This window comes from Sulfitobacter sp. F26169L (genome assembly GCF_026410285.1).
Taxonomy (GTDB): domain Bacteria; phylum Pseudomonadota; class Alphaproteobacteria; order Rhodobacterales; family Rhodobacteraceae; genus Sulfitobacter.
The window spans coordinates 1-23,892 of record NZ_JAPMLP010000011.1 but is presented as its reverse complement, the minus strand read 5'-3'; the positions used below and the strand labels follow the sequence as shown (position 1 = coordinate 23,892).

Sequence of the window (23,892 nt, the reverse complement as noted above, 5' to 3'; positions counted from 1 at the left end):
CACTATGCCTGCCTATGTATTAAATCGGGAAACCCCGTTTCGTTTCTGATAGGGGTATGCTTTTTTAAGGGGTCAATAATGGCAATTATCACTGAAACATCTGATGCAGTTTCCGATACCAGCACTGTTTATACAATTGCGGGGGGTGACCAGTTTCGCGGGACGCTGGACACGACAGCCAGCACCGACTGGGTGCGCACAAATGTTGCGGATAACAAAAGCTATTACTGGACCCTGACGGGAGATGGCAGCGCAAACAGCCTGACCAGACCGTATCTCTATCTGTATGATAACAACGGCACCCAGTTGAAGAGCGCAACTGGTGGCGGTCTGGCGTATACGCCGACCACACAAACGGATCTGTATATGCAGGTCGGTACGTCATCCACTTACAGGGACACGGACGGGAATTACCGTTTGAACCTGGTTGAGGAAGTTGCAGATAACATCAACACCACCGAAACCCTGCTTGCAGGACAGGCCGTTGCGGGGCGGTCCGAGTACCGCAGCGACCGTGACTGGTACGAGGTCACGTTGAACAGCGACAAAAGCTATTACTGGACCATGACAGGGGATGGCAGCAGCGATGCGGTGACCCGTTTCAATATGGTCTTGTTTGATGCCAACGGCACCGAAGTCGACACTGGCGGGTCCGGCATGGCGTTCACACCAACCACTGCCGGCACTTATTACGTGCAAACCGGTGACGGCAGTTCAAGAAGCGGGCAGGACGGCAATTATCAGCTGGCCATGACCGCAGAACTGCCCGCCAACGATCAGACCCGCGCCACCATCACGGCGGGTGAAACTGTTGAAGGGCGCTCTGAATACAACTCCGACAGTGACTGGTACAAGGTCACGCTGAGCAGTGATGAAAGCTATTTCTGGACCATGACAGGGGATGGTAGCAGCGATGCGGTCAGCAGTTTCAACCTGACCCTGTTTGATGCCAACGGCACCGAAGTTGAAGATGGCAACAGCGGCATGGCGTTTACGCCTGCAACCGATGGCACCTACTATGTACAGACCGGCAACAGCTATTCTACTTCGGGGCAGGCAGGGGTGTATACCCTTGGCATGACAGCCGAACTGACTGCCAATGCCGATACCAAAGGCAGCATTGCCGCAGGCCAGACCCGCACTGGTACGTCTGAATACCAGATCGACCGTGACTGGTTCAAGACAACGCTGGATACCGGTTACAGCTATTACTGGAACCTTGCAGGTGATGGCAGCCAGGACGCGCTGGAGCGCTTCCGTCTGGTTTTGTTCAATGCCAATGGCACCGAGCAGAAGACATCCACCAACCTGCTGACCTTCACCCCGTCAGACGCGGGAACCTATTTCATCCAGACCGGTACTAACTCGATCTATGGGGGCGATCACACAGGCAACTATGAGCTGGACATGGTGCGCGAAACCTCTAACGGGTTTGGCACACTGGCGCGTATCGGCACCAACGAGACAGTCAATGACACGCTGGATTACCGTGTGGACAAGGACATGTACCGCACCACACTGGAAGCCGGGCGCACCTACGAGATCACAATGCGTGGTGATGGCGGGCTGGAAAGCCTGGACCGTGCCGGCGTGGGCATCTACTCGGCCAATGGCGGCGAACTGAAAGTCCAGCGCGGTACCGACAGCGATGTCACAGTCGAGTTTTCCGCCACCACCACCGGCACCTATTTTATTCAGGCAGGTGAGTTGGGCAGTTATGTGGGTGAGCGCAACCACGGCAAAGGCACATACGAGTTGGAAATCAGCAAGGGCACCCTGAGCGGTACCGCAGGTGACGACCGTCTGGTCAGCACCGATGACGGTGAAATCCTGCGCGGGCTGGATGGCAACGACACGTTGATCGGCAACGGCGGGGATGACGTGCTGTATGGTGGTGAAACCGATCAGGACCGCCGCGATGTAATCTTTGGCGGGGATGGCGACGATACAATCGACGGCGGCCACGGCAACGACCAGTTGCGTGGCGATGCGGGTGACGATGTGATCTCGGGCGGCTTTGGCGGTGATACTGTCATTGGCGGTGACGGGAACGATACCGTCACAGGCGGCGCGCTTGGCGATATGCTGTTCGGCTCTGACGGGAATGATTTCATCAATGGCGGTTTCGGCTATGACCAGATCAATGGCGGGGCGGGTGCGGATGAATTCTTCCACCTTGGCATCTTTGATCACGGCTCTGACTGGATACAGGATTATAACGCAGCGCAGGGCGACGAGTTGGTGTTCGGCCGCGCCACGGCCACTGCAAACCAGTTCCAGATCAACTATGCCTCCAAGGCAAATGCAGGGGACGCGGATGTTGCCGAAGCCTTTGTTATCTATAAACCTACAGGCCAGATCATGTGGGCCTTGATTGACGGTGCGGGACAGGATGAAATCAACCTGCGCATCGGCGGCGATGTATTTGATCTGACCGCTTGAGACTAATTGTACTGCCCCTTTAAAATAGGGGGGCAGTACATCGGACGCAGGCCGCGACAGTGGCGTCATTTGCAGCTGTGACAGCGGATAGATTATCCTGTGATAATGAGTGAACTATTTTGACAGATACTTTGGTTGAATATAATTTTTTATAACAAGGAGACATTCCATATGAGCTTTACCACAGTAACCGACAACAGCTTCAGACCTACCGGCACGGATGTTCTGGCGCGCAACGACGATCAATTCCAGTCGATCGATATTACGTCGATCTTCGAGGACGGGATCACCATTGCCGGAGTCAACTATACCTCGATGTTCGTGAACAATAACGGCAACGTTACATTTGATGCAGGCCTTTATTCATACACGCCCGAACAGATCGGTGGCGGCACATTGAACACCATCATCGCCCCCTACTGGGGGGATGTGGACACCCGCACGGATGACGGCGGCTTTGTCTATTACACCTATGATACGGTGCGTGATTCCATTGTCGTGACATGGGAAGACGTGGGGTATTACGACCAGCACTCGGACAGAACCAACTCCTTCCAGCTGGAATTGATCGACCGCTCGGGTGGCGATATCGAAATTATTTTCCGTTATGAAGATATCGACTGGACCACAGGTGATGCCAGCAATGGTGTTGACGGTCTGGGCGGCTTTGTCTCACGTGCGGGGTTCTCGCTGGGGGATATCCTGTTTGAACTGCCCACATCTGGAAACCAGTCCGCGATGCGCGGGCTTGAGGATTTCCCTGGCAACCTCGGGGTGCGCGGTGTCTGGCAGTTCCTGCTGGAAGACGGCGAAATTCAGGGCGTCGGCACGGACGGAGATGATACATTTACAGGCACGGACGGCGAAGATGTCTATCTGGGCGATCTGGGTAATGATGTCATCAACGGCGGCGGCGGCGACGACTTTTTGCTTGGCGGAGCGGGAGACGACATCCTGCGCGGTGGTGATGGCAACGACCAGCTTTCGGGTGGTGACGGTGCCGATACGGTCAATGGCGACGCAGGCAATGATACCCTGCGCGGCGGCGATACAGACAGCGATCTGCGTGATGTCTTTTACGGCGGTGACGGCGATGATTTGATTGATGCGGGTTTCGGCAATGATCAGGTTTATGGTGGCAACGGCGATGACACCATCACTGGCGGTTACGGCGTAGATACGCTTGAGGGTCAGGCCGGTAACGATGTGATCAACGGCAATGTTTTCTCCGATCTGATCTTTGGCGGTGCCGGTGATGATTACATCAATGGCGGCTTCGGGGCCGACCGTGTAAATGGCGGCACGGGGGCGGATGTCTTCTTCCACCTCGGGATTGCCGATCACGGCAGCGACTGGATTCAGGACTTCAGCGCCGCCGCGCAGGATGTGTTGCGCGTGGGGCTTGCCAATGCCACCCGCGACCAGTTCCAGATCAACTCGGCCTTTACCGAAGGAGCGGGGGATGCGGATGTGGCGGATGCATTTATCATCTACCGTCCCACAGGCCAGATCATGTGGGCCTTGGTCGACGGTATGGGCGAAAGCGAGATCAACCTGCAGATTGCAGGTGAAACCTATGATCTGATGCTCTGATCATTCGGGAAAATGCGCCTGTTTAGAGACGCATATCAAGACACCCCGAGGCAGCCGGCCCCCTATGACAGGGGGCCGGCATTTTTATTGGTGCAACCTATAGCATCAGATCGAACGTATCGCTGCCGATTTGCAGATTGATTGAATCCTGTCCGGCACCGTCAATCAGCGCCCACATGATCTGGCCTGTAGGACGATAGATCACAAAGGCCTCTTCCACGCTGTCATCACCTGCGTTGTCCTTGCTGGCATAGTTGATCTGGAACTGGTTTGCAGTGGCGTTCCGGTCGCCAAAGACCAGCGTATCCCCGTCGGCGGCAGAATAGTCCTGCACCCAGTCGCTGCCGTGATCGGCAATGCCGAGGTGGAAGAACATATCCGCCCCCGCGCCGCCGTTGATCTGGTCATAGCCGAAACCGCCGTTGATGAAATCATCACCGTCCGAGCCGAACAGCATATCCCCCAGCGCCGATCCGGTCAGGCTGTCATTGCCGGTGCCGCCGATCACCGTATCGCCGCCAAAGCCGCCTGCGATCACGTCATCGCCCGCGTCGCCGCGCAGCATATCATTGCCATAACCGCCATCAATGGTGTCGTTGCCCGCGCCGCCAAAGATGTTGTCGCGCCGGTCCTGATCTGTGGCACCGCCGTTGATCACATCATCGCCACCGCCGCCAATCAGGTTGTCGGAACCATCCAGACCGTTGATGGTGTCATCGCCATCGCCACCGCTCAGCGTATCATCGCCGGATGTGCCGGTCAGGGTCAGGTTTTCGATAACCGGCTCTTGAGGTGTCTCCCCTCCCGAGGCGGTGACAAAGGCGTTCAGCCATGCTTCCCCGCGCGAGGTATCTCCATCGGTGCTGTTTGCAATGATTTGCGCCACCTCGGTATCAGTCAACATCCGCCACGCGTCCAGATCAGCGCCTTCGGGATACTCCAGCCGGCCGAACCGGGTTGAAATGATGATACCGCGCTGATGCGAATCCAAGGCAGCAGCGCCCAGATCGGCGGCCAGCGTGGCGCCTGTGGTCTGCTCCAGCAGGGTGCGCAGATCCTGCGGCAGCGCATCAAAACTGCCATCATTGATCACCAGCGCACGGTAGAGGTTTTGCAGGCCGGTATTGTCGGGCAACAACAGATGATGCCGCATCAAATTATCAATATCCAGTTTTTCCGCCTCATGGGCATTCAGCATCGCACCGTCAATCACGCCGGTCTGAAGGGCTGTGTATAATTCGGCGGCAGGCAGGTTGATCACAGCTGCACCCGCCTCGCTTGCCAGTGTGGATGCAATGCTGCCCGTCATGAACAGCTTGCGTCCGTCAAGATCATCGGGCGTGCTGGCGGCAAAGCTGGTATAAAGCCCGCGCGGTGCATCAAACGCCGCCGCCAGTGCCGACATCCCGAAAAGTTCCAGATCCGCATCAGGCGCACCCGTGGCAAGCGCGCGGGTTAGCGCAAGCGCGCTTTCTGTACCGGCTTCGGCGCGAAACGCCGTGCCCAGTATTTCCATTCCGGGCAGCTTGCTGCTGTAATAAACAGGTGACAGGAAAGCCATATCCACCTGAGCTGTGCTCACGGCATCAAAGCTTTCGAAGGCCGGCACCAACTCTCCGGGGTTATAGACGGTCACGCTATGCGCGCCTGCCGACAAAGTAGCAATAGAGGCGGCCCAAGCCTCCAGCACCGTCCCCATAGGTGAGGCTGTGGTATAGTCTGTGACAAGGGTTAAAGTGGTCATCTTAAAATCCTTATGCCTTTTAAAATATGACACCACTCTATCAACTTTATTGTCTTGCTCCTATTCCGAAGGTTGATTTCTTTACAGCGCGCTGTCGTCGGGCATCACATGGATGCGCGTACTGCCCCCTTTAGAAGATGAAATCGCTCTGGCTGAACATGTCGGGGTCGATGGCTTCACCGTCCATGGTTTTGATCCGTATTTCCTCGCTCTGGTAGCGGATGCGCGCGCCGTCGTTGCGCGACGAGATCGACAGCGCCGAGATGTCATAGAGCATCCCCCATTGCGACAGATCGATCCGGTCGATGCCAATTTGGAAATCGTCAATCCGGTCTGCGGTTCCGTCAGCGGTAAAGACAAACACATCCGCGCCGGTCCCGCCTTCCAGACGGTCCTTGCCGGTGCCTGCATCGATGACGTCATCGCCCGCACCGCCGCGCAGCCGGTCGTTGCCCGCGCCGCCGCGGATCATGTCATGCCCTGCGGTGCCGGTGTGCGTATCCGCCCCGCCTGTGCCCGTCCAGCGGGTGCCTATGTCAGCCAGGGGCAGGCTCAGTTCTGCCAGACCGCCATCGCCGGCCCCTGCTACAAACACCTTCAGGGTGTCGCCGCTGACATGGGCGGTGATTTCGGTGATGGTGCCGATGTTCCACGCGTTTGATTGCACCGCGTTCATATGGTGGAAAAACACCCCCTCGGGCAGCAGTTCGAACATTGAAATGCCGCCATCGGTGCCGCCGACCAGTACAAAATCACGGCCCTGCGCGGTGAATGTCTCGACCGCCTGCACCCCTGCAAAGCGGCTGTTGCGGTCATCCATCTCGATGTCGGCCACAAAAAACACACCGGCGGGGTTGATGCGCACAGCCGCCAGTGTGCCGCTTTGGGTGCCGACACCGATCACATAGGTTTCACCGCCTGTTTCAATCACCGTCAGGTCCGACAGGCCGGTTGACCACAGCCCGTCACGGGTGCCGATACTGTCCACAAACGTCAGGCTGCCGTCACTGCCGGTGCGATAGCTGCTCATGCCGTTTTCGTGGGCCGAGGCGGTGACAATGTAGCGGGCCCCGCCCACCTGTACGCTTACCGTATCCGAGACATGGGCGGCATGCGTTTTTGGCGTGTCCTGCACGCTTGCCGTGCGCGTGGCGGTCCAGTCCGCCCCGAGACGGTAGAGGCTGATGCCGTCACGGTCACCATCCACCCCGACCAGCCATGTCCGCCCGCCCATCTGGAAATGGTTCAGATGGGCAGCCTCAAGGGCGGTGCCGCCCGTAAGGCGCATCACGGCTGCCGGGGCCAACTCTCCGGTGCTGTTTATTTCATTTACGATGACCTGTGCGGTCATGCGGTCAAAGCTGACCAGCCCGTCCCGCCCGCCGGTTTGCACACAAACCCCGCCCGACAGCGGCACAGCCGCCCCGTCCTGCGCGGTCCAGCCTTTTGCGCTTACGCTAAAGTTGCCGCTGAGCGCGATCCGGTTCACCACCCCGCTGGCGGCCGAGCCGGCCAGCAGATATGTCTCGCCGTTGCCTGCAAACATCTCCAGAAGCGAAAGCCCCGTAAGGCTGTAATCATCGGGCGCGGCAAGCAGCCCCGTCAGTCGAAATCCGTCCATGTCGCATCCCCCAAAGATACGCCCCCGTTGATAAAAATGGACAGGCGGAGCGGCGGAGGAAGGCGCGTAAATGCGGCGCTTTGGCGGCGCTTTCTTTCAATACGGTTTAGCTTTGGTTCAAATTCTCGCTTTCGGAACGAGCCACATGCCACGGGTTTACCGAAGGGGTCGGCGGTGGTTTCAACACATCCGCGCACCCCGTCCTAAGGTCTAAAGTGCTAGGTGATTTTTCATGTTTTTGATATATGCCAAAAAAGCAACATAAATGCGTCCAGAAACCAGTCATTTTACTGGTCCAGACACTGGTCCGAACGGTTCACATATTTTGATATCGCGGAATAATTTTTTGCGGGTTCATATTTACAGGGAAAAATCATGGTTACGAAAAATGGCAGCGCGGCAAATGATTCACTGGTCGGTGGCAATAACACCAGCGATATTCTGAACGGCTTCGGGGGCAATGACACGTTAACCGGACTGGGGCGCACAGATGAGCTGAATGGCGGCGCGGGCAACGATGTGCTGATTGGCGGCGCGGGCAACGATACGCTGGACGGCGGCGCGGGAACGGACCAGATTTTATACACCAGTGACGGGGGCAGCGGCGGTGTCACGGTCAATTTGCAGGCCGGTACCGCAACCGACAGTTTTGGCAACTCCGATGTGATCCGCGGGGTCGAACAGATTTACGGCACCAATCGCAATGATGCGATTACGGGGCGCAACGGGGCGGGGGATCTGTTGTTCGGGCGCGCGGGTAATGATGCGATTTCCGGGGGCAGCGGCAATGACACGCTGGTGGGTGGTGCCGGTAAGGACACCCTGAATGGTGGCGATGGTGCAAACGATCAGGTTGCCTACTTCCTCGAAACAGGCACACGCGGTGTGTCTGTCGATCTGGCGGCGGGCTCGGCGATTGATACGTTCGGCAATGCGGATGTGCTGACCGGGGTCGAGCAGGTTTACGGCTCGAATGCCGATGATGTGTTTCTGGGTGATGACGCTGCCAACCTTTTGTTCGGGCGCAGCGGTGCAGACAATCTGAACGGTCTGGGCGGTGCGGATACGCTGGTGGGCGGTGCCGGTGCCGACACGCTGAACGGCGGTGACGGTCTGGATCAGGTCGCCTATTTTCTTGAGACAGGCACCCGCGGTATTTCAATCAACCTTGATACCGGCGTTGCCTTTGACACCTTTGGCAACCGCGACACACTAGTGAACGTCGAATATGTTTTTGCAACTGATCTTGATGATACGATCATCGGATCGAACCGGATCAAACATGACCGCCTGTTCGGCCGTGACGGCAATGATTACATCGACGGCAAAGACGGCGACAACCTGATCTTTACCGGCGCAGGCAATGATACGGTGCGGGTTGGCACCACGGTAGAGGATGCGCGCGATACCATCGTGATTGACGGGCGCGGCACCAAGGAAATCACCGGCACCGGATCGGAGGGCACACGCTATGGCCACCATATCGTGTTCCGCACCGACAGCGCGGTTACCGTAAACCTTGCCACCGGCATTGCCACCTCGGCGGGGATGCGCACTGACTTCAGCGGCGCGTTGCACTTCCTTGAAGTGAACGGATCAGCCTATGACGACATCCTGACAGGGGGCAACCTGCGCCATCAGGAGCTGGAGTGGTATGTCGGGTTTCAGGGCAACGACACAATCAACGGCGGCACCGGCACCGGTGACACGGTTGTTTACGATGACGAAGTCCTGATCGGGCAGCTGAACTACCAGACCGGCCAGATCGAGCGGGGCACACAAGGGGCCATTGTAAACCTGTCAACCGGCGTGGCGACAGACACTTTTGGCGATACCGATACGCTGATCAATATCGATCAGGTGCGCGGCACCTCCTTTGTCGACCGGATCACCGGCAGCAACGAGGATAACGATTTCTGGGGCCTGAAAGGGGCCGATGTATTCAACGGCGGCGGCGGCGAGGACCATGTCCACTACGGCGAGGATTATCTGGGCGGCGGCACCCGTGGCATCGTCGCGGATCTGGCCGCCGGTGAAGTTGTCGACGGCTTTGGCACCCGTGACCAGCTGACCAGCATCGAAGGGGTGCACGGCACGGATTACGCCGATGTGATCCGCGGGGACGGGGCCGAAAACCGGCTTGTCGGTATCGATGGCAATGACACCATCAGCGGTGCCGGCGGTGACGATATTATCCTTGCCGGAGATGGCAATGATTCCGTCAGCGGGGGCAGCGGCGACGATGAAATCTGGGGCGGCAAGGGTAACGACACAATCGACGGAGAGGGCGGTCGTGATGTGGCGCGCTATCTGAAGGCCTCCGGCGCGGTGAATGCCAACCTGACCACAGGGGTGGTGCAGGACGGCTATGGCAGCACGGACACGTTAAGCAACATCGAGGATCTGCACGCCTCGGCCAACAGTGACAATGTGATCGGTTCGGCCAATGACAACCGCCTGTTCGGCTTTGGCGGTGATGATACCATTCTGGGTCAGGGCGGCGAAGACGTCATTCTGGGCGGCGAGGGCGATGACAACCTCAGCGGCGGCAACGGTGATGATGAAATTTGGGGCGAGGCGGGGACTGATACCATCGACGGGGGCGGCGGGGCCGATCTGGTGCGCTACCGCGATGATGCGCGCGGCGTCACCGTAGATCTGGCGGCGGGCACTGCCGCAGACGGATCGGGCGCGCGTGACGTGTTGATCAGCATCGAAAACGTTCACGGCTCGAACCATGTGGATATGATCACCGGCAACAGTGATGCCAACCGCCTGTTCGGCTTTTCCGGCAATGACACGATGTCGGGGGGCGATGGTGCGGATATCCTGCTGGGCGGCGACGGTGCGGACAGTCTTTCGGGCGGTGATGGCAATGACCAGCTGTGGGGCGAGGTCGGGACAGACACGCTCGACGGGGGGGCAGGTACGGGCGATATCGCACGCTATCTCAGCTCCACCGCGGGGGTGCAGGTGGATCTGCTGGCGGGGACCGCATCGGACGGGCTGGGCTATACCGACACGCTGCTGAACATCGAATACGTACACGGGTCGAACTTTGGCGATGTGCTGTATGGTGACACGCAAGCCAACAACCTGTTCGGCTATGATGGCAATGATACGCTGGTGGGCGGCGAAGGCGATGGCGATCTGCTGTCCGGCGGCAAGGGCGGTGATACCTACATCTACAGCGCCGGAGACGGGCGCGACACCTTCACCGATCTGGGCAGCGCATCGGGCGGGGCCGACAGGGTCGTCATTCAGGGCTACACTGTGGCAAACGCCCAGATACGGCAGCAGGGCACGGATGCGCTGTTGATTGATTTCGGTACAACCGAAGATTCTCTGGCGCTGACGCACAGCTATTCGGGCAGTGATGCAGGCGCCATCGAAGAGGTGGAATTTGCCGATGGTCAGGTATTTACCATTGCACAGCTGAAAGCCAAAATCGGCACGCCGCTGGTTCAGGCAACCAACACCCCCACCACGGGGGCTGACGCGCTGAGCGTGACGGCAGCAAACACCACCGTTGACGGGCTGGCAGGCAATGACACCATCAGCGGGCGCAACACCGATGACATGCTGATCGGCAACGCCGGCAATGATGTCCTGCGCGGCGGCGCGGGCGATGACACGATGAGTGGCGGCGCCGGCAATGACACGATGACCGGCGGCGAAGGGGCGGACCGCTATGTGCTCAGCGCACGCATGGGCAGCGATACGGTCACCGATTTCGATTTCGGAACCGATGCTGTCGATGCCTCCGGCCTCACCGCGTCAGAACGCGCAGGGATCACCGATACCGCCATGGCGGGCGGGATGGAAATCCGTATGCTGGATGGCAGCACCTTGTTCTTGCAGGGCAGTGTCAGCGCAGGCGCTGACAAGCTGGTTGTCACAGGGGCCGCCACCGAGGATTCGACACTGTCGGTAGAGCTTGACGGCGCGACGGACCTGTTCGGTGCGACCCCGTCAACCATAACCTACCAGTGGCAGCGTGACGGGCAGGCCATCACCGGTGCCACCGCGCAAAGCTATACGCTGACACAGGCCGATACCGGATCACAGATCACAGTACGCGTGGCCTATGACGGCAATGCGCTGACTAGTCAGCCCACAGCAACCGTTGCCAACCTCAATGATGCACCTCTGGGTGAACTGGTGGTCAGCGGCACACCCAAAGAAGATGGAACACTTACCGTCGACACGGCAGGCATCTCTGACGAAGACGGGCTTGGCACGTTGAGCTATCACTGGATACGCGGCGGCCTGCCCATCGAAAGCGCGGTCGGCTCCGAATACACCCTGACACAGGAAGACGTGGGCAACTTTGTCACTGTCGAAGTGACCTATACCGACGGGCAGGGCACGGTCGAAAAGCTTGTCTCGCCACAATCCGGCCCGATCGCCAATGTCAACGATCCCGCCTCAGGCAGCCTGATCCTTACGGGGGATCTGCTACTGGGTGAAACCCTGACGCTGGAAGCGGCGATTGCCGATGATGACGGTGTGGGGGCGATATCATACCAGTGGTATCGCGACGGTGTTGCCATAAACGGGCAGACAGGCACCAGCTATGTGCTGGACACGGCCGATATTGAAAAAGAACTGTCTGTACGCGGCACCTTCACAGATGGCTACCGCAATGTAGAGGAAGTCTCCTCGGCCACGGTAGAGCTGTTGCGCACTGCAACCGCTGTCGAACCGGTGGAGCCTGTCGAACCCGTGGAACCGGTAGAACCTGCCGGACTGGTGCTGAACGGTGACGCGGGCGACAACACCCTGCGCGGCGGCGAAGGCGATGACCGTCTTAGCGGCGCGGGGGGCAACGACCGTTTGCTGGGCAATGGCGGGGATGACACCCTGCTGGGCGGCGACGGCGGCGATACCCTGAACGGCGGCGACGGCAATGACAGCATCACCGGCGGGGCCTCGGCCAACGACCGCCGTGATCTGATCTTTGGCGGCAACGGGGATGACTGGGTCGATGCGGGATACGGCAACGACAATGTCTCGGGCGGCAACGGCAATGACACCATTGCAGGCGGCTTCGGGTCCGACACGCTGGAGGGGCAGGGCGGCAATGACGTGCTGACCGGTTCTGCCTTTGGCGATGTCATTTCGGGCAACGCCGGCAACGACTTTATCAACGGCGGCTTCGGCTATGACCGTGTGAACGGCGGCGCGGGCGCGGACCAGTTCTTCCACCTTGGCATTGCCGATCACGGCTCTGACTGGATTCAGGACTATTCGGCGGCGCAGGGGGATGTTCTGTATTACGGCGGTCAGGCCATCGCACAGCAGTTCCTTGTGCAGCGGACCAATACGCCAAACGCAGGCTCTGCCAGCATTGAGGAAGTATTTGTTACCCACATCCCCAGCGGCAATCTGCTCTGGGCGCTGGTGGATGGCGACGCCGAGGCCGAGCTGAACATCCGCATCGGCACCGATGTGTTTGATTTGCTGGCCTAAAACACAAAAGGGCCAGAATTAACCTGATTCTGGTCCTTAATTTACCCCGTTTCAGAGGTTGACTGAACCTCTGCGAAGACCCGCACGGCAGCGCTGTGTCCGGTCAAACGGGTGTCCCGGCACATGCTGGACAGGGGCATTTGCGCACCCATTGTCTGTTTGTCAGCATGTGTAGGGAACCCCGGCTGTATGAGTTTCAGCATCGTCTTTGATTACCGGTTCGACCCTTCGGGGTTTTATGACGATCCTGAGGTGCGCGCTGTGATGGAGCGCGCAGCCGAGATATGGTCGGACATCATCAAAGACGAATTTGACGATGTCCGCGCAGGCACAACATTCAGCATTTCCAACCCCTCTCTGGTTAACCAGCGTGAAACGGTTGTTCTGACCGAAGACATCGACGATCTGCTGATCTTTGCCGGCGCGCGTGATCTGGCATCGCTGGGGCGGGGCGGATTTGCAGGCACCGACGCGCAGGGTGATATTTTTCGCGCGCGGGTCAGCAATGATTTCCGCGATACTGGCCCGGTAAGCGATTTCGAGCCCTGGGCGGGGCTCATCACCCTTGATCTGCGCGATGACTGGAGCACTGATCTGGACGGCCCGGTTGCGGGCAAGAACGATATGCTGACAACCGTCCTGCACGAGATCGGCCATATTCTGGGCATTGGCACCGCACCGGCCTTTCATGCGCTGGTTGACGGGCATGAATTTACCGGCACCAACACGCTGGCTGCCAATGGCGGCGCGGCGGTGCCGCTGGCGCATGGTGACAGCCATGTGGAAGACGGCTTTGACGATGGTGAGGTGTTGCTTGATCCTGTCACCCTCACAGGGACCCGCAAGATGCCCGGCGCAATTGATCGCGCGATGCTGGCCGATATCGGATACGAAATTGACGGCTACACCACACAAGGTAGCACACCGCCCCTTGCAACACAGGCATCGGAAAAACTGTACGGCACCATGCTGGATGATCATATCGAAAGCCTGTCTGGCGATGATCAGGTTCAGGGCGGTGCGGGCAATGACACGATACTGGCCGGATCCGGCGATGATCTGGTGTTTGGTCAGGACGGGAACGATGTGATTGACGGCGGGGCGGGCGCCGACCAGTTGCAGGGCAACGCAGGCGACGACACCGTAAACGGCGGGCTGGGCAGTGACACGCTGTTCGGTCAGGACGGCGATGATCTGTTATTTGGCGGCAGCGGAGCTGACTTTCTGCTGGGCGGCAGCGGCAATGACACCCTGCGCGGGGGCGCGGGAGATGATTCAATCCGCACCGGAAGCGGCACAGACCGCATCATGCTCGAAGAGGCCATGGGCATTGATACCGTCTATGATTTTGAATTCGGGCGCGATGTGATTGATACATCGCTGCTGGCGCACGGCACCGGTGTCACGGTAAGCGGCAGCGGAACACAGCGCGTTCTCACGCTGGACGATGGCGGTAAAATCTATCTTCAGGGCAGTATTGCGGATGTCACCGCAGGTGTCACACTTACCGGGCAGGCCGTGCAAAACGCCACCCTCACCGCCTCCCTGACAGGGATCAGCGATCTTTTCGGGACCCCCGCAGAGGCAAGCCGCTATAGCTGGCTGCGCGACGGGGTTGTCATCGAGGGCGCTACCGGCAGCAGTTATGTACTGGTGCAGGATGATGTGGGCGCAGCGATCAGTGTGCACGCAGAATATACCAGCGGCAGCGGCCTGTCGCAGGTCACCGGCGCGCCGACCGCAGCAGTTGCCAATATCAACGATCTGCCCACCGGCGGCATCACCCTTGAAGGCACGCCCGTTTCGGGGGCCACGCTGGAAATTGATATCACCGCGCTGGACGATCCCGACGGGCTGGGCCGCCCGGGTTATCAGTGGCTGCGTGACGGCACCCCCATTGAGGGCGCAACCGCTGCGCAGTATATGCTGGGCGCAGCCGACACCGGCACCGGCATCACTGCCGTTGTGCACTACACAGACGGGCACGGCACTTTGGAAACCGTAACCAGCGCACCGCTCATCCCCCAGCCCGATCCGTCCTCCGGACGTTCGCTGGCCGAGGAGATTACCGGACCCGAAGTTGTTGTTGTGGCGCTACTGCGCGGCGATGCAGGCAACAACCTGCTGCAAGCCGGCGACACCGGCGGCGCGATATACGGCGGCGGCGGCACAGATACGCTGATCGGCGGCGCAGGCAATGACCTGCTTGTCGGGGGGGAGGATGCAGCCGATTTGCGCGATGTGATCTACGGCGGTGCGGGTGATGACACGATCAACGGCGGCTATGGCAATGACGAATTGCGCGGCGACGCAGGCAATGACGTGATTTCAGGCGGGTTCGGCGCTGATCTGGTGATCGGTGGTACGGGCGATGACACGCTGACAGGCTCGGCGCTGGGGGATATGCTGTTTGGCGGCGATGGCGATGATTTCATCAACGGCGGCTTTGGCTATGATCTGGTCAATGGCGGGGCGGGTGCAGACCGTTTCTTTCACCTTGGCATTGCCGATCACGGCAGCGACTGGATACAGGATTATACCAGCGCACAGGGCGACACGCTGGTGTTTGGCAACACAGACGCCACGGCCGAGCAGTTCCAGATCAACAGCGCCTTTACCGCAGGGGCAGGGGATGCCGACACCGCCGATGCCTTTGTGATCTACAAACCCGAAGGCCGGATCATCTGGGCACTGATCGACGGTATGGCGCAGGATGAAATCAACCTCACCATTGACGGGCAAACCTTTGATCTGCTGATCTGACAGGGTACGGAAAACACACCCTATATTTCATACAGCCCATCCCGCGGGGGAGACTTTACAAACTCCTGCCGCGGTAGTCCTGTGTCCCTGAAATCCGCAGGAGATTCCGCAATGGCTACGTCTGCCACCCATGATAACTCCACTGCCAGTGGCATTCTGGCCGTCACCGAGGGGGACAGCAAATGGTCCGGTCGTGTGACCTACAATATTGTGCAACTGGACAATGCGGACGAGTTTTACGAGTTTGATTCACAATACAGCGATTATCCGGCGATGGCGCGTGATCTGGCCCCGGTCTGGACCAGCGAAATTACCACGGCACTGGTGCTGATATCGGATGTGGCCGATGTATCACTTGCCCTGACAGACACCCTCGATGCCACCTATCTGGTGGGCGAGGACACCAGCGGCCAGAGCCTCGGGGTGGCCGATCTGCCCTTTGATCCGTTCTACGGGTTCCGCCCCACCATCGCCTTCAACCTGACCCTGCCCGAACATACTACAGACGCCGAAACCGGCGGCGGTTCAGAGCGGTTCCAGACGATTGTGCACGAGGTGTTGCATACATTGGGCTTGAACCACCCCCATGACAGCGGCGGCAACAGCGCCATTGTGGCCGGTTCTGACCCCAGCGGCGAAGGTCTGTCGGCCCCCTATCAGTGGCATCACTCTGCGCTGGCCTACACGCAAGCGCCCAATGCGCCGCTGGCCGGTGAGGCGGGGGCATTCACCTATGGCCGCTCGATCGCGCCGATGGCTGTTGATATCGCTGTTTTGCAACGCATGTACGGGGCCAATGAAACCACCCGCAGCGGCGACAGCACCTACCTGCTAACGGATGCGCGCACCACCGCGCTGGACCTCAGCGGCGAAAGCATCAGCATCGGGCGCGCCTATTTCGGCATCTGGGACACCGGCGGCACCGATACCATCAGCTATGAGGGCAACGCCCGTGTGCTGATCAACCTGATGGAAGCCACCCTGACCCCCCAAGGGCTGGACCATACACGGGCCATGGCGGACGAATTGCGCGCAGCACCTCTGTTTGGCGCGCTTGATGCCTTCACCCGGACAGAAATTCTGGACACGACCGCATCGGCGGGCGGTTTCTTTTCCTCGGTGATGGATGCCAATGGTGTGCGTGAGGCGGGTGGTTTTTCAGTGGCGCGCGGTGCGGTGATTGAAAACGCCAACGGGGCGCAGGGCGATGATGTGATCATCGGCAACACCCACAACAACATCCTGCTGGGCGAGGGCGGCAATGACGCGCTGTTTGGCGGCGATGGTGCGGACACGCTGAAAGGCGGGGCCGGGGCGGATGCGCTTTATGGCAGCGCGGGCAGCGATACGTTGTTTGGCGATAACGGCGATGACACGCTGGCGGGGGGCGATGGCGGTGACGCGCTTTATGGCGGGGATGGCACAGATAACATCTCGGGCGGGGCGGGCGATGATCTGATCATCGGCGGGGCCACCGGCGCAGACCGGCGCGACAATATATTCGGCGGCGCGGGCAATGACACGATCAAGGGCGGCTACGGCAATGACATGCTACGTGGTGACGCCGGCAATGATGTGATCGCGGGCGGCTTTGGCGGCGATACGGTGATCGGCGGCACCGGCAATGACAGCATCACAGGTGCGGCCCTGGGCGATGTGCTGTTTGGCGCGGGCGGTGATGATTTCATCAACGGCGGCTTTGGCTATGACCGTGTGAACGGCGGGGCGGGGGCGGATATGTTCTTTCACCTCGGAATTTTCGATCACGGCTCGGATTTCATTCAGGATTATACAGCAGCAGACGGTGATGTTCTGGTGTTCGGGCGCAACGCCACAACGGCAGACCAGTTCCAGATCAACTATGCCACGAAAGCAAACGCAGGAGACAGCGATGTGGCCGAAGCCTTTGTCATCTACAAACCCACAGACCAGATCATCTGGGCGCTGATTGACGGCGCGGGTCAGGATGAAATCAACCTGAGCATCGGCGGCCAGATTTTCGACCTGACGGCCTGATCCGAAAACGCGGTGCAAAAAACAAGTGACGCCTTGCCGAAACCGTTTATAAAGACCCAATTCTCCAGATAAAAAAGCTTTTGATGAACCCGTTCAACACCACCCCCGTGCCGCTGATGTTCAGCGATCATAATATCGTTCTGTCGTTCTCCCCGAAATCGGCATGCAGCCATGTTGTGTTATGGTTTTACCGCCACGAAGGGTTGATGGAGGCGGCAGGCTATTACAGCGCATGGCCGCATAATTTTCGCAACGAGGTCTATTACAAGGCCGCCACCTACAAACGCCGCCGCCGCGCCGCCGTAGAGGCGCAGGGCAAAGGCTATACGCTGATCCGTGTTACCCGCGATCCGACGAAGCGCTTTGTATCGTGTTTTCGCCATGCGGTGCGCTGGCCGCTGGTCGACCCGCTGGTCAAACGCAAGGTCGGCACCACCCCCGCCCGTGACGGCATGTCCCTGAATGATTACGCCCAAGCGCTGCAAGGCGAGGATCTGCAAACACCCTCGCCTGTTGATGTGCATTCACGGGTGCAGAACCATCCGCTCTGGCAGGTCGGGTTTGACCGCATCATCACGCTGAATGTGGACGAGACACATGTGAACGCAGGGCTGAACGCCATCGAGGCGGAACTGGGCCTGAGCAAGACCGATTTTGCCAGCCACCCGCAGTTTGCGGCCCTGCGCGAAGTGCATTACGCCACCGACACTCCCTATGAGGGGGACACTCCGCTGGAACAACTGCGCATTCCCCGCGAAGGCAGTGTGCAGTTCCCCAAAAAGCAGCTTGAAACGCTGCCGCAGACCAAAGCAATTGCGCAAAAACTACATGGTGTGGATTTCGGGCGTGTCAGTTCGGGCGACAGTGCCAAGGTGCTGTTCCAGCAGGGCTGCGCGCTGGCGCGATAGGCCCCGTGCGGATCATTCGCCGTTATATCCTTGCGGGTTGGCACGTTGCCAGTGCCATGTGCTGGCACACATCTGCGCCAGCCCCAGTTCGGCGCGCCAGCCCAGCAGATCGGCGGCACGGCTGGCATCGGCCTGCATGGCGGCAATATCACCGGCGCGCCGCCCGGTGATCCGGTAGGGAATGGAACAGCCTGCCGCTTTTTCAAACGCGCCGATCATATCCAGCACGGAATAGCCCGTGCCGGTGCCGATGTTGAACACCTCTGTACCCGTCTGCGCCGCGCCAAGGGCGGCCACATGGGCGCGCGCCAGATCGCTCACATGGATATAGTCACGCACGCCGGTTCCGTCAGGGGTGTCGTAATCATCACCGAACACCATCAGCCTGTCACGCCGCCCCACGGCCACTTGCGCGATAAACGGCATCAGGTTGTTAGGGATGCCCTGCGGGTCTTCGCCGATGCGCGCCGATCCATGCGCGCCCACCGGATTGAAATAGCGCAGCACCGTCACAGCCGTTTGCGGGTTGGCGCACTGCCAGTCGGTCAGGATATTTTCGGCCATATGTTTGGTTTTGGCATAAACCGACGCAGGCGCGCAGGGATGGGCCTCGTCATAGGGCAGGTATTGCGGCACCCCGTACACAGTGGCCGAAGATGAAAACACAATCCGTTTGCAGGCGGTCCCCTCCAGCGCGGCCAGCAGGTTCAGCGTGCCGCTTACGTTGACATCGTAATAGTCGCGCGGGCGCTCTTCGCTTTCACCCACCGCCTTGAGGCCGGCAAAATGGATCACTGCTTCGGGGTTGAAATCGGCACAGATGGCGCGCAGTGCGGCGCGCTCACGCACGTCACATTCGGCAAAGGGGATCGTGCGCTGCACCAGTTCACCCGTCCGCACCAGCGCTTCGGGCACCGAATTTGCAAAGCTGTCCACCACAAGCGGTTCGTGCCCCGCCGCGATCAACTCAATCAGGGTGTGGGTGCCGATATAGCCTGCACCGCCTGTTACCAATACCCGCATAAACACCGTTTCCCGTCTGGAGTTCCGCCGCGCGGAAAAGCTGCCGCATCTGTCACAAACACCGCCTTGCCTGACAGCGTGATCGATCTGCGTCTATCCCAAAAACGCACCTGTTTCCAGACACCCGCCATCAGCAATTGCACCCGTTTAACAGCTGTGAAAAAGGGTTTATAATTTACATTATGTCAAGTATTTGCGATTGTCTTCCCCGGCAAAACCGCAGCGCCTACAACATCCTGTAACCGCTGCGGCATTTCACCGGCGTTGGCTCTAAAACGTCTGGTCGTACTCACCTACATCAGGCTCTGTGCGGATCACATCATCGATCTCTTTGAAGATCGCGCGCCCGAACCGCGTTTGGTGTAGCGATATTACCTACATTCCAGTGCGCCGTAGGTTCTTGTATTTGGTTGCGATCATGGATTGGGCGACTCGCAAGGTGCTGGCATGGCGCATCTCGAACACGTTGGAGGCTGGCTTTTGCGTTGATGCGCTGAATGAGGCGTGAAGTGGTCCTGCTTTTCTGGACAGGTTTATGGCTTAGCTAAGATGCATCTGATTTGTGTTCATGCCGCTTTTCGTATCACCACTTGGGTGAAGTATGCTGTGTCGGGCGTGCGCTTATCAAGGGCGGTGTGAGGGCGCTCGGAGTTGTAGAACCTGATCCAGTTATCGATGATCCGTTTTGCGTGGAAGCCGTCAGTGATTTCATGGAGATAGACGGCCTCCTGTTTCAGCGACCGCCACAACCGTTCAATGAAGATGTTGTCAAGATATCGGCCCCGACCATCCATTGAGATTTTGATGTCGGCCTTGGTCAAAGTGGTGATCCAACCCGCCCCTGTGTATTGGCTGCCTTGATCCGTATTCATTATTTCCGGCTTTCCATATTTGGCGATAGCCTCCTCCAGCGCCTCAACACAGAAGCTGGCATCCAGCGTATTTGAGAGCCGCCAGGACAGCACCTTGCGCGTTGCCCAATCCATAATTGCTACCAGATACAAAAAGCCGCGCTTGACCGGGATGTAGGTGATGTCGCTACACCAAACCTGATTGGGTCGTGTGATTGCCAGCTTTCTCAGCAGGTATGGGTAAATGCGGTGCTGTGGATGCTTCTTGCTGGTGTTTGGCCCCTTGTATACAGCCTGCAATCCCATAATGCCCATCAGACGACGCACACGATGCCGCCCAGCCGAGAACCCAGATTGGGGAAGGTAAGCTGCAATCTGGCGGCTGCCAAAGAACGGGTATTTCGTGAAGACCCGATCGATCTCATTCATCAGCTTTAGCGTTTCAGCGCTCATACCAACTGGCGTGTAATACAACGATGACCGGCTGATCTTCAGCAACTTGCATTGGCGCGTCAGGCTGAGCTTCGTATTCTTCTTGCGGATCATATCGCGACGTTCAGACGGGCTCATCGCTTCAGCCCTTGTGACAAAAAATCATTCTCCACCGCAAGCTGGCCGATCTTGGCGTGCAGATCTTTGATCTCGCCGTCTTTGTTCTCAGCCTTTTTGATCTTATCTGAGAAAACCCCAGCCATGCCTTCAATCGCCTGCCGTTTCCACGTGCTCACCTGCGTTGGGTGAAGTTGGCGCTTGGCTGCAATCTCCTGGACTGTCTTGTCGCCACGCAGCGCTTCAAGCGCCACAGCAGCCTTAAACTTGTCTGAAAAGCTCCGTCGCTTCGTCATTCTCGCATCCATTCATTCGGGTTGGATACATCTTAGCACGCTGTCCAGTTTTGCCGGACCATTTCAGGCCGAGATGGGTCGATGAACCTGCTCTCTCAACGCCAATAAGAGTCGTGGCTCAGGTATCGTTCACATTCTTTTTCCCTTTGCTATCAGATAGTGCTTTCCGGCACTTCTGGCAGAGACATAAATTCTTCCTCCAACCGCTCAGGGCGGGCAATATAATGTTCGATAGTGTTGAATGCAGGACTAGGATTTCTACCTTCATAAATCCCGACCGTCGCAAAATGCAGAGCTGCATCTACGCCTGCCCTGCGTACATCAGGATATTGTTCCAGATACCATTCTTGATCAAAAAGAGGATGTTGCCGGACAGTTTCTATAACCTGCTTTGTGCGGGCCGGAACACTGCGAGATTTAAAAGCAGATAATCTACCACGTGACTTTTCTAATTGTTGCATTTGAATTTCACGCAATCGTATTTTCACAAAGTACGCGCAGTCTTTATATGCAGCCTCTTTGCTCTTGTTTTGCAAGGATTTTTCGTACGAGGCGCACAACGCATTTGCATGGGAAATCTCTTGTTCGATTTTTCGTATACGTTGCTCATACTCTTTAGTGCGGGCATCATACTGGTCTAGCTCATCAAGCTGAGAAGTAATCTGTACATCACGATCCGATAGCTTGCTATTGAGCGCTGACAACTCATCATTATGCGCTTTAGCTAATACTTCGTACTCAGCCTCTCGCACTTTTGCTTGCTGTTTGAGCGAGGTAATCTCATGATGGTGCTGTTTCACAAGCGTATCATGCTCGGCTTCCAATGCTGCAACGCGCACAAGGCTTTCAGCTTGTTCGGCTTCCCGTACCTCCATCTCTTGTGTGAGCAGGACGACCTCATCCTGATGTCGTTTCACAAGCGTTTCGTGCTCGGCCTCCAATGCTGCGACGCGCGCAAGGCTCTTAACCTGTCGGGCTTCCAACGCGTCAATTGTCGCAAGCCTTTCTCCAATCTTTACATCACGCTCTGCCAACATTTCTTTCTGGATTTGTACAACCTTATCCTGTGCAGCTTGCTCGTCTTCTATGCTCTTAATCTTTGAGATGAGCGTCTCATTATCTTTTGCTACTTTATCCGAGACAACTTTTAGCGCCTGATATTTTTCGCGCCAGTCAGCCTCTTTCTGGGTCATAGCCTTGAGGTCAATCTGAGCGGTTTCCAAAATCACCTTTTTCTTGGCATATTTTGTTTTAAGCTTTTTCTGTGTTCTGACTGCCCGCTGCTGAAGACTTAGCACCTCGGTAATTTTTACCCTTAAATCATAGCTTTCTGCTTGCGCTGTCGCTATGGCATCAGACCGCGCATTGTAAGCTTGGGTCAGCGCCTCAAGCTCAGCTTTGGTCTGCATATGTTCCTCTTGAGCCGCTTTTAGTTTCCGAAAGGAATTTTTGCTTTTTTCTTCGTAAATTGCGCTTTTCCATTCATCTGAACGGGCCTTCCCCAAGCTGCTGAAAACTGTATGGATATTATTATAGTCAGCACTTCCAGCCTTTAGACTGGCAAAATGACTCAAACGATTATCAGGATTTCCCCCGATTAGTATCGCTGCGATACCCGTGCCATTTTCCAACAGGATGGTTTCGTGTGTGTCAATAAAACTTTGGGCAATCATGTAGTGTTGATTTTCAACAAACTTATTTGGAAAACCCTTCAGAAGCAAAACTGCGCGGTCCGACATCTTGTGTTTGCAAATATTTAGGACCTGCTCCAATTCCTGTGAATCCAGAGTCGCATCAAGAACCAGAAGATCAATCGAATTGTCAGCACATCGGGTAAGTGCACCGACAGCTTTCGCTCGGGACAGCTTCGAGAATTCTGCGTAATTTTCGTCGTTATAATGCTTAATATTTGCGATCTGATCCTGTTTCGTTTTTTCATCAGATTTCGGAGATTCGGGTACAATGATGCCAGTGCATTGCGCGGGCAGGTTCAAACGGTCAACAGCCTGACATAGTCCGAAATAGCTTTGCCCATCTGTAATGCCTATTTCCATAATCGAAGTCGGTCTCTGTATTTCGACGAGCCAGAACAAAAACGGCAAATGAGCATGGAAATTCGATTCTACCCGATAACGCGCGCGCCAAAACAACCCTCTACTGGACAGCGGGTTGGTCATTTGCAGATTCACCTTTGTTATTTCTTGCGAATTATTCCTCTCTATTTCATGCGTCATGATACTTCCGTTTGTCCCTTTGTCTGTTAATATCGCTCGTGGAGCAAAAAACTTTCAATGTCATAGCGCAATACCCACGTCCGCTTGGTTCATAACCTGTAAAGAGCCAGTATGGATTTTGGGTATTCTGTCACATTGAAGTCTTTTATGTCAGATACATCTTTTGTTCTATCCCTACCATTTACCCAGCCTCCTCTATCTCAAACTCAAAAACACGTGGCCCATAATGAAGCGCAGAGAGGTGGTCCTAGAATTTCGACCCGTTTGCAGCCTTGTTAAGATGGATCAGGGTTAAGTTTATGCTGCTACTCTCATTGGTTCTGTTTTGCTGACATAGGCCTCATCAGGGGTCAAGGTGCCGTGGGTCGAGTGCGGTCGCG

11 protein-coding genes and 1 pseudogene are annotated in these 23,892 nt (G+C 57.3%); 7 read left to right on the top strand and 5 right to left on the bottom strand.

Annotated features, from left to right (window positions below; all coding sequences use genetic code 11):
* Positions 1–78 precede the first annotated feature (78 nt).
* Positions 79–2,442 (top strand): calcium-binding protein, encoded by a 2,364-nt coding sequence (locus tag OS189_RS16855; RefSeq protein ID WP_267168507.1) that lies wholly within the window; start codon positions 79–81, stop codon positions 2,440–2,442.
* A gap of 171 nt (positions 2,443–2,613) precedes the next feature.
* Positions 2,614–4,035 (top strand): nidogen-like domain-containing protein, encoded by a 1,422-nt coding sequence (locus tag OS189_RS16850; protein ID WP_267168506.1) that lies wholly within the window; start codon positions 2,614–2,616, stop codon positions 4,033–4,035.
* Between the two features lie 97 nt (positions 4,036–4,132).
* Here OS189_RS16850 and dctP read toward each other — a convergent pair whose 3' ends face one another.
* Together dctP and OS189_RS16840 are read right to left on the bottom strand one after the other, a co-directional pair.
* Positions 4,133–5,779: a TRAP transporter substrate-binding protein DctP gene (dctP, locus tag OS189_RS16845; protein ID WP_267168505.1), complete on the bottom strand. Its 1,647-nt coding sequence runs from the start codon at positions 5,777–5,779 to the stop codon at positions 4,133–4,135.
* Between the two features lie 130 nt (positions 5,780–5,909).
* Positions 5,910–7,400, bottom strand: coding sequence for a calcium-binding protein (locus OS189_RS16840; protein WP_267168504.1), 1,491 nt, complete (start codon positions 7,398–7,400; stop codon positions 5,910–5,912).
* 375 nt (positions 7,401–7,775) lie between these two features.
* Between OS189_RS16840 and OS189_RS16835 the strand changes: the two genes are divergently transcribed.
* The 4 genes from OS189_RS16835 (at position 7,776) to OS189_RS16820 (ending at position 18,559) form a co-directional block, all read left to right on the top strand.
* The gene (locus OS189_RS16835; protein WP_267168503.1) at positions 7,776–12,872 is read left to right on the top strand and encodes a beta strand repeat-containing protein; all 5,097 of its coding nucleotides are present in this window, start codon (positions 7,776–7,778) and stop codon (positions 12,870–12,872) included.
* Positions 12,873–13,061: 189 nt separating this feature from the next.
* A complete protein-coding gene (locus OS189_RS16830; RefSeq protein WP_267168502.1) occupies positions 13,062–15,635 on the top strand; it encodes a hypothetical protein in 2,574 nt (857 codons plus the stop codon).
* 111 nt (positions 15,636–15,746) lie between these two features.
* The gene (locus tag OS189_RS16825; RefSeq protein ID WP_267168501.1) at positions 15,747–17,651 is read left to right on the top strand and encodes a hypothetical protein; all 1,905 of its coding nucleotides are present in this window, start codon (positions 15,747–15,749) and stop codon (positions 17,649–17,651) included.
* A gap of 83 nt (positions 17,652–17,734) precedes the next feature.
* Complete coding sequence (locus tag OS189_RS16820; protein ID WP_267168500.1) at positions 17,735–18,559, top strand: sulfotransferase family protein; 825 nt, start codon at positions 17,735–17,737, stop codon at positions 18,557–18,559.
* Between the two features lie 12 nt (positions 18,560–18,571).
* Here OS189_RS16820 and galE read toward each other — a convergent pair whose 3' ends face one another.
* Complete coding sequence (gene galE, locus OS189_RS16815) at positions 18,572–19,582, bottom strand: UDP-glucose 4-epimerase GalE (protein ID WP_267168499.1); 1,011 nt, start codon at positions 19,580–19,582, stop codon at positions 18,572–18,574.
* Between the two features lie 331 nt (positions 19,583–19,913).
* Here galE and OS189_RS16810 point away from each other — a divergent pair.
* A pseudogene (locus OS189_RS16810) lies at positions 19,914–20,087 on the top strand (DDE-type integrase/transposase/recombinase); the annotation flags it as partial.
* Between the two features lie 61 nt (positions 20,088–20,148).
* On the opposite strand, the gene OS189_RS16805 reads toward OS189_RS16810, so the two are convergent.
* Together OS189_RS16805 and OS189_RS16800 are read right to left on the bottom strand one after the other, a co-directional pair.
* A protein-coding gene (locus tag OS189_RS16805) for an IS3 family transposase (protein WP_267168568.1) occupies positions 20,149–21,278 on the bottom strand; the annotation gives its coding sequence in 2 pieces (ribosomal slippage) (positions 20,149–21,029 and positions 21,029–21,278; 1,131 coding nt in all).
* A 152-nt stretch (positions 21,279–21,430) separates the two neighbouring features.
* On the bottom strand, positions 21,431–23,512 hold the full coding sequence (locus OS189_RS16800; protein ID WP_267168498.1) for a class I SAM-dependent methyltransferase: 2,082 nt from the start codon (positions 23,510–23,512) through the stop codon (positions 21,431–21,433).
* Positions 23,513–23,892 lie beyond the last annotated feature (380 nt).

Coding starts and splice junctions, on each gene's coding strand:
- OS189_RS16825 (WP_267168501.1), top strand. CDS start 15,747: ATGGCTACGTCTGCCACCCATGATAACTCCACTGCCAGTGGCATTCTG.
- OS189_RS16850 (WP_267168506.1), top strand. CDS start 2,614: ATGAGCTTTACCACAGTAACCGACAACAGCTTCAGACCTACCGGCACG.
- OS189_RS16800 (WP_267168498.1), bottom strand. CDS start 23,512: ATGACGCATGAAATAGAGAGGAATAATTCGCAAGAAATAACAAAGGTG.
- OS189_RS16835 (WP_267168503.1), top strand. CDS start 7,776: ATGGTTACGAAAAATGGCAGCGCGGCAAATGATTCACTGGTCGGTGGC.
- galE (WP_267168499.1), bottom strand. CDS start 19,582: ATGCGGGTATTGGTAACAGGCGGTGCAGGCTATATCGGCACCCACACC.
- OS189_RS16855 (WP_267168507.1), top strand. CDS start 79: ATGGCAATTATCACTGAAACATCTGATGCAGTTTCCGATACCAGCACT.
- OS189_RS16820 (WP_267168500.1), top strand. CDS start 17,735: ATGAACCCGTTCAACACCACCCCCGTGCCGCTGATGTTCAGCGATCAT.
- OS189_RS16830 (WP_267168502.1), top strand. CDS start 13,062: ATGAGTTTCAGCATCGTCTTTGATTACCGGTTCGACCCTTCGGGGTTT.
- OS189_RS16840 (WP_267168504.1), bottom strand. CDS start 7,400: ATGGACGGATTTCGACTGACGGGGCTGCTTGCCGCGCCCGATGATTAC.
- dctP (WP_267168505.1), bottom strand. CDS start 5,779: ATGACCACTTTAACCCTTGTCACAGACTATACCACAGCCTCACCTATG.